At 65.2% G+C, this 16314-nt stretch carries 13 protein-coding genes; 5 read left to right on the forward strand and 8 right to left on the reverse strand.

The window, feature by feature from the left end:
* Positions 1-40 precede the first annotated feature (40 nt).
* Complete coding sequence (locus P0R31_RS28975; protein ID WP_275517832.1) at positions 41-1666, forward strand: glycosyltransferase family 39 protein; 1626 nt, start codon at positions 41-43, stop codon at positions 1664-1666.
* A 114-nt stretch (positions 1667-1780) separates the two neighbouring features.
* Here P0R31_RS28975 and P0R31_RS28980 read toward each other — a convergent pair whose 3' ends face one another.
* The 5 genes from P0R31_RS28980 to P0R31_RS29000 form a co-directional block, all read right to left on the reverse strand.
* On the reverse strand, positions 1781-2098 hold the full coding sequence (locus P0R31_RS28980; protein ID WP_275517833.1) for an HPr family phosphocarrier protein: 318 nt from the start codon (positions 2096-2098) through the stop codon (positions 1781-1783).
* A complete protein-coding gene (locus tag P0R31_RS28985) occupies positions 2095-2496 on the reverse strand; it encodes a PTS sugar transporter subunit IIA (protein ID WP_007597752.1) in 402 nt (133 codons plus the stop codon). Before P0R31_RS28985 ends, P0R31_RS28980 begins: the two co-directional genes overlap by 4 nt.
* 133 nt (positions 2497-2629) lie before the next feature.
* On the reverse strand, positions 2630-3154 hold the full coding sequence (locus P0R31_RS28990) for an HPr kinase/phosphorylase (protein WP_275517834.1): 525 nt from the start codon (positions 3152-3154) through the stop codon (positions 2630-2632).
* A complete protein-coding gene (locus P0R31_RS28995; protein ID WP_275517835.1) occupies positions 3151-4947 on the reverse strand; it encodes a sensor histidine kinase in 1797 nt (598 codons plus the stop codon). The genes P0R31_RS28990 and P0R31_RS28995 overlap by 4 nt, the downstream gene beginning before the upstream one ends.
* 113 nt (positions 4948-5060) lie before the next feature.
* Positions 5061-5762, reverse strand: coding sequence for a response regulator transcription factor (locus P0R31_RS29000; RefSeq protein WP_008542552.1), 702 nt, complete (start codon positions 5760-5762; stop codon positions 5061-5063).
* 241 nt (positions 5763-6003) lie between these two features.
* Between P0R31_RS29000 and P0R31_RS29005 the strand changes: the two genes are divergently transcribed.
* The 3 genes from P0R31_RS29005 (at position 6004) to P0R31_RS29015 (ending at position 11311) form a co-directional block, all read left to right on the forward strand.
* Positions 6004-6753 carry a HugZ family protein gene (locus tag P0R31_RS29005; protein WP_275517836.1) on the forward strand — a complete coding sequence of 250 codons (750 nt, stop codon included), beginning with the start codon at positions 6004-6006 and terminating at the stop codon, positions 6751-6753.
* Between the two features lie 64 nt (positions 6754-6817).
* Positions 6818-9406 carry a CHAT domain-containing tetratricopeptide repeat protein gene (locus tag P0R31_RS29010; protein ID WP_275517837.1) on the forward strand — a complete coding sequence of 863 codons (2589 nt, stop codon included), beginning with the start codon at positions 6818-6820 and terminating at the stop codon, positions 9404-9406.
* A gap of 288 nt (positions 9407-9694) precedes the next feature.
* Positions 9695-11311 (forward strand): phosphoenolpyruvate carboxykinase, encoded by a 1617-nt coding sequence (locus P0R31_RS29015; protein ID WP_275498295.1) that lies wholly within the window; start codon positions 9695-9697, stop codon positions 11309-11311.
* 168 nt (positions 11312-11479) lie between these two features.
* Here the strand turns inward: P0R31_RS29015 and P0R31_RS29020 are convergent, their stop codons facing one another.
* Both P0R31_RS29020 and P0R31_RS29025 read right to left on the reverse strand, forming a co-directional pair.
* Positions 11480-12295, reverse strand: a complete 816-nt coding sequence (locus tag P0R31_RS29020; protein WP_275517838.1) for an acyl-CoA thioesterase — start codon at positions 12293-12295, stop codon at positions 11480-11482.
* A gap of 166 nt (positions 12296-12461) precedes the next feature.
* Positions 12462-14978, reverse strand: coding sequence for a glycogen/starch/alpha-glucan phosphorylase (locus tag P0R31_RS29025; protein ID WP_275517840.1), 2517 nt, complete (start codon positions 14976-14978; stop codon positions 12462-12464).
* 203 nt (positions 14979-15181) lie between these two features.
* On the opposite strand from P0R31_RS29025, the gene P0R31_RS29030 reads away from it, so the two are divergent.
* Positions 15182-15415, forward strand: a complete 234-nt coding sequence (locus tag P0R31_RS29030; RefSeq protein WP_275517842.1) for a hypothetical protein — start codon at positions 15182-15184, stop codon at positions 15413-15415.
* A gap of 23 nt (positions 15416-15438) precedes the next feature.
* On the opposite strand, the gene P0R31_RS29035 is transcribed toward P0R31_RS29030, so the two are convergent.
* Positions 15439-16302: a LysR family transcriptional regulator gene (locus P0R31_RS29035; protein ID WP_036041864.1), complete on the reverse strand. Its 864-nt coding sequence runs from the start codon at positions 16300-16302 to the stop codon at positions 15439-15441.
* Between the last annotated feature and the right edge of the window lie 12 nt (positions 16303-16314).

The raw sequence follows: 16314 nt of genomic DNA on the forward strand, positions 1-16314 counted from the left end.
GCTGATTCCACGACGGGCCAAAACGCGCTACGCAACGGCCATGTCCACGACCTCAATTTCCACTGCCGGAGCGCGGGCAAGGACCCGCCTGAGTTACAACCGCTTCCGGGCCTTCCTGGTCGCCTGTGCGACCCGCCCCGAGGCGCGATTGTGGCTGGTGATCCAATTCGCCATCCTGCATGCGGTGCTCTGGACCTTCATCCTGATCAATCTGAAGGCGGCGCAGGACGTTCATATGGACGTCGCAGAAGCCTGGGGCTGGGGACAGAAATTCCTCTGGGGCTATGGCAAGCACCCGCCGCTGTCGGGCTGGGTGGCCGGCCTCTGGTTCAAGGCGCTCCCGGCGGCGGACTGGGCGACCTATGCGCTGGCGATGACGACGGTGAGCGTCGGCATGGTGATCTGCTGGCTGATCGCCTTGCGCGTGGTCGATGCGCGCCGCGCGTTCCTGGTCGTGGTGATGATCGCGCTCTACCCGATCTTCAATTTCAAGGGCTTCAAGTACAACCCGGACCTGCTGCAGCTCGTCACGCTGCCGCTTCTGGTGCTCGCTTATCTCAACGCCTTCGAGAAGCGGAGCTGGCAATCCGGAATCCTGCTCGGGCTTGCCGGCGCGCTGGCGCTGATGACCAAATATTGGGTGCTGACCATGATCGGCGCGATCGGCCTCGCTGCGCTGATCCATCGCGACCGGCTGCGTTTCCTGTCATCGCCCGCGCCATGGGTGGCGATCGGCACGATGGTCGCGGCGATGATCCCGCACCTCATCTGGCTGGCGGATGCGCATTTCGTGCCGCTGACCTATGCCGGCGACACCTACAGCCTCAAGGACAAGGCCCAGCTGCATCAGCTGGTCGCGGGCTATGTGCTGCATAACTTCGCGCTGCTGGCCTTGCCGGTTGCGCTCGCGGCGCTGGCCATGGCGCTGGTGCCGCCATGGGTCAAATTGCTGCTGGCTGCGCCTTTGCGCATCGTCACGCGCGCCTGGGCGCGTGGCGCCAATGCAGGGGTCAATGTCTCGCAGGCGCTGAATGTCTGGATCGTCCAGGTCATCGTCGCAGTCGGCCCGCCGCTCGGCGCGCTCGCCTTCGGCATCTACATGAAGACGGATTGGGGCATCTCGCTGTTCTTCCTGGTGCCGCTCGCACTGGTCGCGATTCCGACGCTGCGCGTGCAGAGCGCCGCGCTGTTCAACATCGCCGCGATCTGGCTCGTGCTCAGCGCCGCGACGCTCGCCGCGTCGCCCTGGATCGCCGCGCGCGAGATGGCGGCCAATGCCGGCAACGCCCAGATCTATGGCGCCCGCTCGGAGCTCGCGCGCGAATTGACCCAGGCCTGGCACAGCCGCTTCGGTACGCGCTGGGCCGTCGTTGCCGGCACGATGGAGCAGATCCAGCCGCTGGTGTTCTACAGCCCGGATCATCCGTCCGCGCTGCTGCCGTTGGAGGCTTGGGATTCCGGACTGACCTCGCGCGACGACGCCAGGAAGTACGGCTTCATCGGCGTGTTCGATCCGACCGACGGCCGCCTGCCCGCGTTCGAGAAATGGGTGTCGGACGCAGCGCCCAACGCCGAGCGCATCGTCATGGCCACGCGCCGCTTCACCAACGGCAAGGCCGGCCCGTCGATGAGCTGGAACATCTACTTCGCGCCGCCGGGGAAGTGAGGGTTATTGTCGTTCCGGGGCACGCGAAGCGTGAACTATGGTGCGCGATTGCGCACCTGAGAACCTCGAGATTCCGGGTTCGATGCTGCGCATCGCCCCGGAATGACGAAGCCCCTAAATCCCTTCCTCGTTGAACTTGCTTTCAACGAGCTCTGTGATCGCCGCGAGCGCGGCTTCGGCGTCGGTTCCTGCCGCCGCCACCGTGATCGTCGTGCCGGGACCCGCGGCGAGCATCATCAGGCCCATGATCGAGGTGCCGCCGACGGTCTCGCCGCCGCGCGTCACCCACACCTGCGCATCGAAGCGCTCGACCGCCTGGACGAATTTCGCCGAGGCGCGCGCATGCAGGCCGCGCTTGTTGATGATCAGGAGATCCTTGGAGATCGCGCCCGCGGGCACGCCGGTCGCGGCTTGTGGCGCCTCCTCGCTCATTTGCCGGCGAGCACCCGGCTGGCGATGGTGACGTATTTGCGGCCAGCTTCCTGCGCCATCGCGATCGCGTCGGGCAGCGGTCGCTCCTCGCGCACCTTGGCAAGCTTGACCAGCATGGGCAGGTTGATGCCCGCGAGCACTTCGACCTTGGGCCGGCTCATGCAGGATATTGCCAGGTTCGACGGCGTGCCGCCGAACATGTCGGTGAGGATCGCAACGCCGTCGCCGGAATCGACGCGGTTCACCGCCTCGATGATGTCGCTTCGGCAGAGATCGGAATCATCTTCGGCGCCGATCGTGATCGCTTCGATTTGCTTTTGTGGACCCATGACATGCTCAAGCGCTGCCTTGAATTCGTCGGCAAGGCGCCCGTGGGTCACAAGTACTAGACCAATCATCGGAAAACTCCTCGCGGGCGCTTTTGGTGCACCGCACGAACGCGCCACTTTGACCATCCAGAGCCCCCGCGCAAGAGGGGATGTTGCGTATCTCCCTGAATCTAGACGGATGGATGAGGGGAGCTGCGCCGGTCTATTCGGTCGCGATAGTGGGGTTCATATGGTTACCATTTCCCTTCAAACAATCGCCTGAGGGGTTAACGGAAGATGAACTCTTGGTAGTGGTCAAGGCCGCAACAACCAGGGGGAGGGGCGAATAGTCGCGGGCAACGGGGATTCGCGGTATTTCGACACCAAAAATGCTGGTTTTCAGGGCTTCGGCCGGTGGCAGGCGCTCCGCGTCGGCTGCGGCCAGATCGACCACGAGACCGACGGTCGCATGCTCCACGAAGTCGCAGCGGCGGATTCCGAGGCCCCGGATCTCGATCAGGCCCGCCAGGCGAGGCGCGGGGCGGACCTCAATTTCGTGGCCGAGTGTCGCCAGATGGACACGGTCGTCACCGACCAGAACGGCCCTTTCCACGATGCCCGAGCGCCCCGCCATGATCAGATCGAAGGCAAGCCGCGACTTGCCGGACCCCGAGGGCCCGCGGATCAGCACGGCGTAAGGCCCGACCTTGACGGCAGAGGCGTGAACGCTGGGCCCGCCTTCGCTCATAGCGCTGGCAGCCTGACCACGAAGCGCGCACCGGCAATTGTCGGAGTGCCGTCGACGTCCGGCGGGCCAGGGCGGTTCTCCGCCCAGATGCGTCCACCATGGGCGTCGACGATCTGCTTGGAGATCGACAGGCCGAGGCCGGAGTTCTGGCCAAAGCCCTGATGCGGGCGGTCGGTGTAGAAGCGCTCGAAGATGCGCTCCAGCGCGTCCTCGCGAATGCCGGGACCGTCGTCGTCGACCACGATCTCGATCTCGGAGCGAACGCGGCGGCAGGTGAGGCGCACCTTGCTGCCGCGTTCGGAGAAGGATTGCGCGTTGGAGAGCAGGTTGGAGACGACCTGTCCGAGCCGGGAATCGTGGCCGCTCACGGCGAAGGTGTCGGTCGGGCTGCGGCCCTCGAAGCGCGTTTCGACCGCGACCTCGTGGCCGAGCTTGGTTTCGTTGGCGACGGACACCAGCGTCGTCAGCAGCCGGCGCAAATCGACCGGGATCGCATCCTGGCGCTGCAGCTCGGCATCGAGGCGGCTGGCGTCGGAGATGTCGGAGATCAGCCGGTCGAGCCGCTTGACGTCGTGCTCGATCACCTCGAGCAGGCGGGCGCGGCTGTTCTCGTTGCGCGCCAGCGGCAGCGTCTCGACCGCCGAGCGCAGCGAGGTCAGCGGGTTCTTCAATTCATGGGCAACGTCGGCGGCGAACATCTCGATCGCCTCGATGCGGCTGTAGAGCGCGCTGGTCATGTCGCGCAGCGCGCCGGAGAGGTGGCCGATCTCGTCGCGGCGGCGGGTGAAATCGGGAATCTCGATGCGGGCCTTGATGCGGCGGCGGACGCGTTCGGCGCTGTCGGCGAGCCGGCGCACTGGACCTGCGATCGTGCTCGCCAGCAGCAGTGACAGCATGATCATGACGGCGGCGGCGACGCCGCCGACCTTCAGGATGGCGAGGCGCTCGGCGGTGACCATCTGGTCGATGTCGTCGCCTTGCGTCGACAGCATCAAGGCGCCGTGGATCGCACGCGAGCGCAGCACGGGGACGGCGACCGAGACGATCACCTCGCCGCGTGCATTGACCCGCACCATCGAGCGTTTCTGGCCCTGGAGGGCGTCGCCCACTTCGGCATAGCCGTTGCCGTTCTCGGGCCCGAGCTCGCGATAGAGCGGCAGGTCGCCGCGGTTCAGCCAGGTGCGCACCGCGACCTTGCCACGCTCGATGATGCCGGGTTTCTCGGCCGGAGGCGGCAGCGGAAAGCGCAGAACGTTTTCGAGGTTGCGGCTGTCGAGCAGCAGGCTGCCGTTCGGATCGTAGATGCGGGCGCGCGTCTTGGTCGGCGAGATCAAGGTGCGCAGCACCGGCGCGACGCGCTCCGGATTGATCGGAAAGTCCAACGGCGAATACTCGTCCGAGCCGCCATAGGTCTCACCCGGCTTGAGGTCGAGCAGCCGGTCGGGATCGATGGTGATGGCGTTGGTCTGCACCGTGGCAGACGCCGCGATCGCGCCGGCGATGATCTCGGCCTGGACCAGGAGGCTCTGGGCGCGGGCATCGATCAGGCCGGCACGGAATTGCGACAGGTACAGGATGCTCGCCACCAGCGCGACGAGGCCGGCGAGGTTGAGCGAGACGATGCGGCGGGTCAGGCTCGAGAAGGACAGCGCGAAGAAGAACTGCCCGGCGCGTTTCAGCCAGTTCAGCGGCCGGAAGCCCTGCGGCTTGTTGTCGGCAACGTGCTCCTGAACGCCGTCGGATGCGATATCCCCGGCGCTCTGGTTAGGGTCAGGCTGCGTTCGGTCAAGCAATGCTTACGCCCGCGTTAGGACGGCCCGTGCGAAGGTCCGCGCATCCTAGAGCGATCCTCGTCCCGATGGAACGAGAACCGGAGATGCTCTCGATCGCCGTGGAGGGGGCGCCCTCAGGCTTCCTTGAAACGGTAGCCGACGCCGTAGAGCGTCTCGATCATCTCGAACTCGTTGTCGACCACCTTGAACTTCTTGCGCAGCCGCTTGATGTGGCTGTCAATGGTGCGGTCGTCGACATAGACCTGGTCGTCATAGGCGGCGTCCATCAGCGCGTTGCGGCTCTTCACCACGCCGGGCCGGGTCGCGAGCGCCTGCAGGATCAGGAATTCGGTCACGGTCAGCGTCACCGGCTCGTTCTTCCAGGTGCAGGTATGGCGCTCGGGGTCCATGCGCAGCAGCCCGCGGTCGAGCGCCTTGGCGTCATTCTCCTTCGGCGCGACGGTCGGGTCCTTCGGCGCCGAGCGCCGCAGCACCGCCTTGACGCGTTCGACCAGCAGACGCTGCGAGAATGGTTTGCGGATGAAGTCGTCGGCGCCCATCTTGAGGCCGAACAGCTCGTCGATCTCCTCGTCCTTGGAGGTGAGGAAAATCACCGGCAGGTCGGACTTTTGCCTGAGACGACGCAGCGTCTCCATGCCGTCCATGCGCGGCATCTTGATGTCGAGGATGGCGAGATCGGGCTGGGTGGTGCGGAAACCGTCGAGCGCGGAGGCGCCGTCGGTGTAGGTCATGATACGGTAGCCTTCGGCTTCCAGCGCGATCGAGACGGATGTGAGAATGTTGCGGTCGTCGTCGACCAAAGCGATTGTGGGCATGAGCCTCTCTGCTTTCTGCTTTCCGTTTGGGTCGTGGCTTGAAACGGCGAGCAATCAGTGATGCGCCGCATACATGGGTGCCGAAGTGGCGTTCGAACCTTGTCACCGAGCAATGCAAGCTGGGCTGAAGTGTGACCAAGTTCCACGAAACACGGCAGATTCGCCGCATCTCGACCCATAACCGGACCCCCGTTTACCCGAAAAAAGGCCCTCCTTGCAACCACCTGAGCCGAGAAAGCCGATGCAACCGACCCCCGATTTCGACCCCGCAAAGCTCGCCAAATCGCTGCTGAGGCGGTCTCGGCAGGGGGCTCTGGCGACGCTGATGGCCGGCAGCGGCGATCCCTATTGTTCCCTGGTCAATCTGGCCAGCCATCCCGACGGCTCGCCGATCCTGCTGATCTCGCGCCTTGCCGTGCACACCAAGAACGTCCTCGCGGACTCCAGGGTCTCGCTGATGCTGGACGAGCGCGCGGCCGGCGATCCCCTGGAAGGCGCCCGGATCATGCTCTCCGGCCGGGCCGAGGAGGCCGATTCCGACAGGGATCTGCTCCAGCGACGGTATCTGAGTGCTCATCCCTCGGCAGAAGGCTTTGTTTCCTTTAAGGATTTCTCCTTCTTCCGGATCCGGCCCACGGGAACCCATCTGGTCGCCGGCTTTGGCCGGATCGTCGACCTCAAGCCGGAGCAATTCCTGACGGACCTCACCGGCGCCGAGGACCTGCTGGTGGCGGAGGCAAGCGCCGTCGAGCACATGAACGCCGACCATCGCGACGCCCTCAATCTTTATGCCACAAAGCTGCTCGGCGCCGCCGAGGGCGACTGGCGCTGTACCGGCTGTGATCCTGAAGGCCTCGACATGCAGGTCGGCCAGGCCGCGCTGCGGCTGGACTTCCCGGAGCGGGTGACGGATGGCACGGCGCTGCGCAAGATGCTGGTCCGTCTCGCTGGCGAAGCGCGCACGAAGGTGGACCAGGGCGCAACCGCTTGAACGCGGCTACCGATCGCCGCGACCCATGACCGTGATGGTTTTCGGGCTCGCAGCGAGAGGGGTCATGACGCGTCAACGTTTGGCATGGACGGCGGCTCTCGCGCTCGTCATCACCACCTCGCTCGCCACGCCAGCCCTTGCGCAGAAAGGTCTCGCCGCGGAGAGCGCGCGGCTCAACGCGCTCATCGGTGCCGGAAAATATTCGGAAGCGCTGCCGTTGGCGCAGGCGATGGTCGCCAGCCTGGAGAAGGACAACGGCCGCGATCTCTCGGCCGCTTTGAACAATCTCGGCCAGGTCCATGCCGGTCAGGGGCGGGACGATCTGGCTGAGCCGCTCTACAAGCGCGCGATCGCACTCATGGAAAAATCGCTCGGCTCCGACAACGCCCTGGTTGCGGCCGAGCTGACCAATCTTGCCGCGCTCTATCAGCGGCAGGGTCGCTTCGCAGAGGCCGAGCCGCTGTTCAAGCGTGCACTTGCCGTGCGCGAGAAGGCGCTGCCGCGCGAGCATCCCGACGTCGGTCAATCCCTCAACAATATCGCCACGCTCTACGCCAAGCAGCAGCGTCCGGCCGATGCCGAGCCACTGTTCCGCCGTGCGCTCGCGATCTATCAGAAGGCTGCCGGTCCCGAGCATCCCGCGGTCGCCACGGTCCTGAACAACATCGGACAGGTCGAGCGCGACCTCAATCGCGACGCCGATGCCGAAGCGCCGATCAAGCGCTCGCTCGCGATCCGCGAAAAGGTGCTGGGGCCTGAACACCCCGACGTCGCGCGCTCGCTCAACAATCTCGCCGGGCTTTATCAGCACCAGCAGCGTTTTGCCGATGCCGAGCCGCTGTATCGCCGCGCGCTGGCGATCCGCGAGCGTGCGCTCGGGCCTGATCACCCTGATGTCGCGGCCTCGACGAGCAATCTTGCCGATTTCCTGCAGGCGACGGGGCGGACGGCGGATGCGTTGCCGTTGGCGCAGAAGACGCTCGCGGCCAATCGTGCGCAGCTGCGCGTCGTGCTGCCGATCCTGTTCGCGGCACGGCAGCAATCGCTGCTTTCGAGCGAGAAGGCGCTCGACGATGCGCTCGGTGCGATCCAGCGCGGCACGCAATCCTCTGCCGCTTCTGCCGTGAACAAGCTCGCGGTGCGGCTCGCCGCCGGCAGCGACCGGCTCGCCGAGCTCGTGCGCAAGGATCAGGATCTCGCGGCCGAGTCCGAAGCGCTCGACAAGGCGATCATCGCTGCAGTGTCGAAGCCATCGGCCCAGCGCGACGTCGCGGCCGAGCAGCGCAGCCGCGTGCGGATCGCGGCGATCGCGGGCGCGCGCAATGGATTGCAGAAGACGCTCGCCGTCGAGTTTCCCGACTATTCCTCGCTGTCCAACCCGCTGCCGCTGACCGTCAGGGACATCCAGCCGCTGCTGGCGTCCGACGAGGCGATGGTGGTCTATTCCGTCGTCGACAGGCGGAGCTATGTCGTCGCGATCACGCGCGAGAGCGTCGACTGGAAGGAGATTCCGCTCGGAGCGGACGCGGTCGCACAGAAGGTCACGGCTTTCCGCAGGGGGCTCGATGTCGGCAAGGCGCGCGATGCATCCGGCAAATCGGGATTGTTCGACCTCGGTCTTGCCAACGAGCTCTATGTCGCGCTGCTCGGCCCGGTTGAGGCGCTGACCAAGGACAAGCGCAACCTGCTGGTCGTACCGTCGGCGGCATTGACCGCATTGCCGTTTCATCTGCTGGTCACGGAAAAGCCACAGGCTGCGATCCCGGACCGGCTCGAGGGCTATCGCAGTGCTGCCTGGCTGCTGCGGGGTCAGGCCGTTTCGGTCCTGCCGTCGGTGATCAGCCTCAAATCGCTGCGCGCTTTTGCCCGCAGGGATCAAAGTGTCAAGCCGATGACCGGTTTCGGCGATCCTGTGTTCAACCCTGCAGCCGAAGGGCCTGCCGACCGGCGTGCCGCGAACGGCAAGGTCGCCGCACGCAGCATCGCGACGATCGCCTATGCCGACTTCTGGCGCGGCGCAGGCGTGGATCGTGCGCGGCTGGCCCAGGCGCTGCCGCAGCTGCCCGATACCGCCGACGAATTGAACGCGGTGGCGAGGGACGTCGGCGCTGCCGAGGCTGACATCCATCTCGGCCGCGACGCCAGCGAAACGACGCTCAAGCGTGCAGCGCTTGCCCAATACGGCATCATCTACTTCGCCACCCACGGCCTTGTCGCCGGCGACGTCAAGGGATTGGGGGAGCCCTCGCTGGCGCTCTCCATCCCCGACCAGCCGACGGAGCTCGACGATGGTCTTCTCACCGCGAGCGAAGTGGCCCAGCTCAAGCTCAATGCCGATTGGGTTGTGCTGTCCGCCTGCAACACCATCGCGGGCGACAAGCCCGGTGCCGAGGCGTTGTCGGGATTGGCGCGCTCGTTCTTCTACGCAGGTGCCCGCGCGCTCCTGGTGTCGCATTGGGCCGTGGATTCGGAGGCTGCGACCCGCTTGACCACATCGACGTTCGAGCTGCTCAAGAACGAACCGAAGCTCGGTCGTGCCGAAGCCTTGCGCCGCGCGATGTTAACCTATCTCGACGATGCCTCATCGCCGCGCAACGCTTATCCCGCGATGTGGGGACCGTTCGCGTTGATCGGCGAGGGCGAGGTAAGATAGGGGTGTTGGCGAAGCGATTGTGCGTCGCAATAACCGGGCATAACGCGCGAATGTGCATTTGGTTGCGCGATCATCCGCACTTTCTCGATGCGGCCTTTCAGAGCTGACATGCGCGACGTTTGGCGCGGTCCTTGAATAAACCAAATCCTGCGGGATCAGCTTGGCAACGCCAGCGTTCATCAGTATTAGGTCGTTCAGCCAAGGCCGAACGGCCCATTAATCACGGTGATCGCGATGGCGCCCAAACTTGGCCGCGCTTGATGTCGCGGGTTCTAGGAGGATGTTTTCGTGCAAGAGACGGGCGTGCGCAACGGTGCCTTCGGCGCCGACAAATTCGGCTTAAAGAATCTCAAGCAGGTTCACTGGAATCTGGGTGCGCCGCAACTCTATCAATACTCGCTCGCAGGGGGTGAGGCGGTACTCTCCGCCGATGGCGCACTCTGCGCCGACACCGGCGAGTTCACCGGGCGCAGCCCGAAGGACAAGTTCACGGTGCGCGACGCCACCACCGACAAGAAGATGTGGTGGGCGGGCAACCAGTCGATCACCGCAGAACAGTTCGAGACGCTCTACCAGGACTTCCTCAAGCACGCCGAAGGCAAGCGCCTGTTCGCGCAGGACCTCTATGGCGGCGCCGACCCGGCCTACCGGATCAAGACGCGCGTCTTCACCGAGCTTGCCTGGCACTCGCTGTTCATCCGCACGCTGCTGATCCGCCCCGAGGCGATCGAGCTGCCGACCTTCGTGCCGGAGCTCACCATCATCGACATGCCGAGCTTCCGCGCCGATCCTAAACGCCATGGCTGCCGCTCGGAGAACGTGGTCGCGATCGATTTCGCCCGCAAGATCGTCCTGATCGGCGGGTCTTATTATGCCGGCGAGATGAAGAAGTCGGTCTTCACGACCCTGAATTATTATCTGCCCGAGCGCGGTGTGATGCCGATGCACTGCTCGGCGAATGTCGGCGCCAAGGGCGACACCGCGATCTTCTTCGGCCTGTCGGGCACCGGCAAGACGACGCTGTCGGCCGATCCCAACCGCACCCTGATCGGCGACGACGAGCACGGCTGGGGCCCGAACGGCGTCTTCAATTTCGAAGGCGGCTGCTACGCCAAGTGCATCAAGCTGTCGAAGGAAGCCGAACCTGAGATCTATGCCGCCTCGACCCGCTTCGGCGCGGTGCTCGAGAACTGCGTGCTCGATGAGGACACCCGCGTCGTCGATTTCGACGACGGCTCCAAGACCGAGAACACGCGTTCGGCCTATCCGCTCGACTTCATCCCGAACGCCTCGCGCACCGGCCGCGCGCCGCAGCCGAAGAACGTGGTGATGCTGGCCGCCGACGCCTTTGGCGTGCTGCCGCCGATCGCCAAGCTCTCGCCGGCGCAGGCGATGTATCACTTCCTGTCCGGATACACCGCCAAGGTCGCCGGCACCGAGCGCGGTCTCGGCAACGAGCCGCAGCCGGAATTCTCGACCTGCTTCGGCTCGCCCTTCCTGCCGCTCGATCCATCCGTCTACGGCAACATGCTGCGCGACCTCATCGCCCAGCACAATGTCGATTGCTGGCTGGTCAACACCGGGTGGACCGGCGGCAAGTATGGTGTCGGCTCGCGCATGCCGATCAAGGTGACGCGCGCGCTGCTCACCGCCGCGCTCGATGGCTCGCTTCGCAACGTCGAATTCCGCACTGACAAGTATTTCGGCTTTGCGGTCCCGACCGCTCTGCCGGGCGTGCCGGCCGAGATCCTCAACCCGGTCAACACCTGGAAGGACAAGGACGAGTTCGACAAGACCGCCCGCGCGCTGGTCGGCATGTTCCAGAAGAACTTCGCAAAGTTCGAAGCCCAGGTCGACGCCGAAGTGCGCGCCGCCGCGCCGGACGTGAAGCTCGCCGCGGAGTAAACGCTCTGTCTTCAACGCAGCAGGGCGGCCGCAAGGCCGCCCTTTTTGTTTGCCGCATATCTCTCCACGGTCATTGCGAGCGCAGCGAAGCAATCCAGAATCCCCGCGCAGAGACGCTCTGGATTGCTTCGTCGCTAGCGCTCCTCGCAATGACGAGTCTGGAAGCAGCTACGCCTTGAAATACGCGATCTGCGTCGTGGTCGCGAGCAGCCGGCCGTTCGGCGACCACAGCTCGGCGTTCTGGTCGGCGTAGCTCTTATGCATGATCTTCGAATCCGCCGTCGCCAGCACGCGCGTGATGTCCTCAGCCGCGAGCTCCTCGGCGTCGGTGTGGAAATAGGTCGTCAGCGACACCGTGCCGAACGGCACCAGCTCGCGCCTTGCATGGAAGATGCGGCCGAAGAAGGCGTCCGACATCGACATCAGCGACAGCATGTCTAGCTTGCGCGGCGTGCGGTCGCTGATCCAGATCTTCGAATAGGTGCTGGCGGGCTCGGCCTGCGGCGGGCCGATCCGCATCTCGCCCTCGACGAAGCGGAATTCGTACTGGTTGGCCCAGGATGCCGAGATTCTTGGGAACGGCAGCGTCTCCTCGAACGGCTTGGCATCCGGATATTGCGCTACCCTGTGCTCCCAGGACGGACGGCGCTCGGCGAACACCGCGGTGGCGAGCGTTGCGACCTCGCCGCCGCCTTGGCTGAGCTCGACGCTCCAGTGCTGGCTGGAGCGGTTGGCCTTGACGAGGCGCACGTCGAGATCGAACGGACCCTTGGCGATCGGCGCGCAATAATTGACGGTGAGGGCGAGCGGATCGCCGGCGGCTTGCGGATGCTCGATCAGCGCGCGCAGGATCGTCGCGGCGGTGACGCCGCCGAACGGGCCGACAAAGGCCCAGTAATCATTGCTGGTGTGTCCCTGCCAGCTAGAGTCACCGGCGGTGACGCGCGTGGCCTCGTCGAAGGGGTGCGGGAGCTTGGCGTGCATTGCGTTTCCGTCTGTCATTCCGGGGCGATGCGCAGCATCGAACCCGGAAGTTCGAGATTCCGGGTTCGGCTCTGCGAGCCGCCCCGGAATGACGGTCGTCATATCACAGCCATTGCTTGCATGTGCAATTACGTGTCAGGTAACGCCGCTTCCACGCCGCGGAAAATCAGCCCGCGGCGTCGCGCAGGTTCGGCAGCAGCGGCGTGGTCGGATTGACCGGCACGTTCCAGATCTCCTCGGCATATTCGCGGATGGTGCGGTCCGAGGAGAACCAGGCCATGCGCGCGACATTGAGGATCGAGGCGCGGGTCCAGGCCGGCGCCACCTGCCAGCGCGCATCGACCGCGCGCTGCGCCTCGTAATAGGAATCGAAATCGGCGCTGACCATGTAATGGTCGAGATAACGCAGCGCGTGCGCGATGGATTCGAAACGGCCGGGGTCGCCGGGCGAGAACTCGCCGGCGCCGATCGCGTTGATGGCACGCTGCAGCTTCGGCGACCGGCGGATCACGTCGGAAGCATCCAGCCCCTGCTTGCGCCTGATCATCACGTCGCCGGCTTCCATGCCGAAGATCGCGATATTCTCCGCGCCGACATGGTCGCGGATCTCGATATTGGCGCCGTCGAGCGTGCCGATGGTGATGGCCCCGTTCAGCGCCAGCTTCATGTTGCCGGTGCCGGAGGCTTCCATGCCCGCGGTGGAGATCTGCTCGGACAGATCGGCGGCGGGAATGATCACCTCGGCGAGACTGACATTGTAGTCGGGCAGGAACACGACCTTGAGCTTGCCGCCGATCGCGGGATCGTTGTTGACGATCTCGGCGACGTCGTTGATCAGCTTGATGATCAGCTTGGCGTAGCGATAGCTCGCCGCCGCCTTGCCGGCGAAGATCTTGACCCGCGGCACCCAATTGCCGTTGGGCTCGTCCTTGATCGCCTGGTACAGCGCGACCGTCTCGATGACGTTGAGCAACTGGCGCTTGTACTCGTGGATGCGCTTGATCTGCACGTCGAACAATGCGCCCGGGTCGACCCTGATGCCGAGCCGTTCGCCGATCAGGCGGGCGAGCTGGGCCTTGTTGTGGTGCTTGACGCTGCGGAACTTCTTCTGGAACTCGGCGTCGCTGGCGCGCGCCTCTATCAGCGAGAGCTGGGTCGGATCGTCGAGCACGGCATCGCCGCAGCTCTCGCGCAACAAATCGGTCAGCTTCGGGTTCGCCAGCATCAGCCAGCGTCGGAAGGTGATGCCGTTGGTCTTGTTGGTGATCCGTCCGGGATAGAGATGGTTGAGGTCGTGGAAAACGGTCTCGCGCATCAGGTCCGAATGCATCGCCGAGACCCCGTTGATGCGGTGCGAGCCGACGAAGGCGAGTTGGCCCATGCGCACGCGGCGGCCACTCTTCTCGTCGATCAGCGAGACCGAGGCGCGGAAGTCGATGTCGCCGGGGCAGCGCGCTTCGGCGAGCGCCAGATGCTGCACATTGATGCGGTAGATGATCTCCAGATGCCGCGGCAGCAGCCGCTCGAACAGCTCGACCGGCCAGGTCTCCAGCGCCTCCGGCAGCAGCGTGTGGTTGGTGTAGGAGAGGGTGGCGACCGTGATCTTCCAGGCCTCGTCCCAGCGGAAATTGTGGAGGTCGACGAGGATGCGCATCAGCTCGGTGACGGCAAGGCTCGGATGGGTGTCGTTGAGCTGCACCGCGACCTTGCCGGCGAGGTTGCGCAGCTGGCCGTCGGAGGCGAGATGCCGCTTCACCAGGTCCTGGAGCGAGGCGGAGACGAAGAAATATTCCTGGCGCAGCCGCAGCTCGCGGCCCGCCGGGCTCTCGTCGTTCGGATAGAGGAACTTGCAGATCGCCTCCGCGCGCGCCTGCTCGGCGCTGGCGCTGACGTAATCGCCTTTGTTGAAGGCGTCGAGCTTGAGCGGATCGGGCGAGCGCGCCGACCACAGCCGCAGCGCGTTGACGTGCTGGCCGCGCCAGCCGACGATCGGCGTGTCATAGGCGATCGCCTGCACGGTTTCAGCAGGATGCCAGATCGAGCGGTCGCGGCCCTTGTCGTCGACATGCTCGACGCCGCCGCCGAAATTGACGTCGTAGATCACCTCGGGCCGCTGCAATTCCCAGGGATTGCCGAAGCTCAGCCATTCGTCGGGATATTCCTGCTGCCAGCCCTGATTGATGATCTGGCGGAACAGGCCGTAATCGTAGCGGATGCCGTAGCCGATCGCGGGGATCGACAGCGTCGCCATGCTCTCCATGAAGCAGGCGGCGAGCCGGCCGAGGCCGCCATTGCCGAGCGCCGCATCCGGCTCGCATTTGCGCAGCTCCGGCAGCGAGACGCCGAGATCGCCGAGCGCGACCTCGAAGATCTTGAGCAGGCCCATGTTGTTGAGCGCGTCGGTGAAGAGCCGGCCGATCAGGAATTCGAGCGAGAGATAGTAAACCCGCTTGCGGCCCGCGTCGTAGCTGTGCTTCTCGGCCGTGAGCCAGCGATGCACGATGCGGTCGCGCAGCGCGAGCGCCGCGGCCTGGTACCAATCGTGCCTGGTCGCCATGCCAGCGTCCTTGCCGATGGCAAGGCGCAGCTTTGCCAGGATTGCGCCCTTGATCTCGGCCAGCGCGAGTTCGTCGATGGGCTGCCCGGGGGCCGGAAAACTGGGCTGGAACGATGAATCCTGCAAAGCCGTTACTTCCTAGGTCGAAACAACTCTTAACTCTACGCGTCCTGCCCTTGCAGCGGAACTGTCGCCCGCGTGGCCGTGCATTGCGCTGGCGCAAATTTATGCAAGGAATGGGCCGAATTGGGAACCCGGAGGAGCACGGAGAAACCCAGATTCGGTGTTAGATTACGAAAGAATCAGCCATCAGTGTGGAGAAGCGGACCGTGAGACTGCTGATCGAAATCGCCACTGCGGCCCTGCTCGTCGTCTGCATCAGCGCCACCAGTGCGGCGTTCGCCGCCGGCAAAACCGGTCGCAGCGCCGACGGCCTCAGCTGTGGCTTCACGGTGTCGCAGAAGGCGTCGCCCGCAGCCCGCTGCGCTGCGATCAAGCGCCAATGCGGCGGCAAGTTCTACGCAAGCGCGTGCGGCGACAAGCTGATGTCCGCAGCGAATTGAGAGCCGTAGGAGCTTTGGCGAGCTCAAGCCGCCTTGCTCTGCACCGCATCGCAAAACTCCGCGAGACGGTCCGCAAGCCGTAGCGTCGCCGGGCTCGCATCTGGCGAAGCCATCAGTGCAACCTCGGTCTTGTTGATCGGCGCAAAGCCGTCCTTCGCCGTCAGCACGCGGTGGTCGGTCTGGATCGCCATCTCCGACAGGATGCTGAGGCCCATGCCGGCGGCGACTGCGGCCTGAATGCCCGCGAGGCTCGATGAGGTGTAGGCGGTGTGCCAAGCGCGGCCGGCCGTTTCCAGCGCGTGGATGGCGCCGGCGCGGTAGATGCAGCCGAGCGGAAAGCCGATCAGCGGCACCGACGGCACGTTGACGTCGACCGGATGGCTCTTGCTGGTGACCCAGTGCACCCGCTCCGGCCACACCGCGATCGCGTCCTTCGCGCCAGCCTCGCGCTTGTAGAGCGCAAGGTCGAGCTCGCCGCGTTGGAGATCGCGGGCGAGATGCTTGCTCTGATCGGCGCGCACGTCCAGCCGCAATCCCGGATGCGAGCGCGAGAACGCGCCCAGCAGTTTTGCCAGCCGGTACGCGGCAAAGTCCTCGGGGATGCCAAGCCGGATCGCGCCTTCGCTATCAGGCTGGCGCAGCACGTCGCGCGCCTCCTCGGCCAGCGAGAGCAATCGCCGCGCATAGGACAGCAGCCGCTCGCCGGCCTCGGTCGGGCGTACGTCCTTGCCGTCGCGGTGCAGCAGCACCTGACCGACATCCTCTTCCAGCCGCTTGATTTGCTGGCTCACGGTCGATTGCGTGCGGTGGACGCGCTCGCCGGCGCGGGTGAAGCCGCCGGCCTCGACCACCGAGACGAAGCTGCGCAGCAGCTCGAGATCGAGCATGGCCGCCTCCAT

The organism is Bradyrhizobium yuanmingense, assembly GCF_029167105.1.
GTDB lineage: Bacteria > Pseudomonadota > Alphaproteobacteria > Rhizobiales > Xanthobacteraceae > Bradyrhizobium > Bradyrhizobium yuanmingense_A.

Excerpts from the sequence above, each read along its gene's own strand:
- P0R31_RS28975 (WP_275517832.1), top strand. The coding sequence starts at position 41 with ATGTCCACGACCTCAATTTCCACTGCCGGAGCGCGGGCAAGGACCCGC.
- P0R31_RS28980 (WP_275517833.1), bottom strand. The coding sequence starts at position 2,098 with ATGAGCGAGGAGGCGCCACAAGCCGCGACCGGCGTGCCCGCGGGCGCG.
- P0R31_RS28985 (WP_007597752.1), bottom strand. The coding sequence starts at position 2,496 with ATGATTGGTCTAGTACTTGTGACCCACGGGCGCCTTGCCGACGAATTC.
- P0R31_RS28990 (WP_275517834.1), bottom strand. The coding sequence starts at position 3,154 with ATGAGCGAAGGCGGGCCCAGCGTTCACGCCTCTGCCGTCAAGGTCGGG.
- P0R31_RS29000 (WP_008542552.1), bottom strand. The coding sequence starts at position 5,762 with ATGCCCACAATCGCTTTGGTCGACGACGACCGCAACATTCTCACATCC.
- P0R31_RS29005 (WP_275517836.1), top strand. The coding sequence starts at position 6,004 with ATGCAACCGACCCCCGATTTCGACCCCGCAAAGCTCGCCAAATCGCTG.
- P0R31_RS29010 (WP_275517837.1), top strand. The coding sequence starts at position 6,818 with ATGACGCGTCAACGTTTGGCATGGACGGCGGCTCTCGCGCTCGTCATC.
- P0R31_RS29020 (WP_275517838.1), bottom strand. The coding sequence starts at position 12,295 with ATGCACGCCAAGCTCCCGCACCCCTTCGACGAGGCCACGCGCGTCACC.
- P0R31_RS29035 (WP_036041864.1), bottom strand. The coding sequence starts at position 16,302 with ATGCTCGATCTCGAGCTGCTGCGCAGCTTCGTCTCGGTGGTCGAGGCC.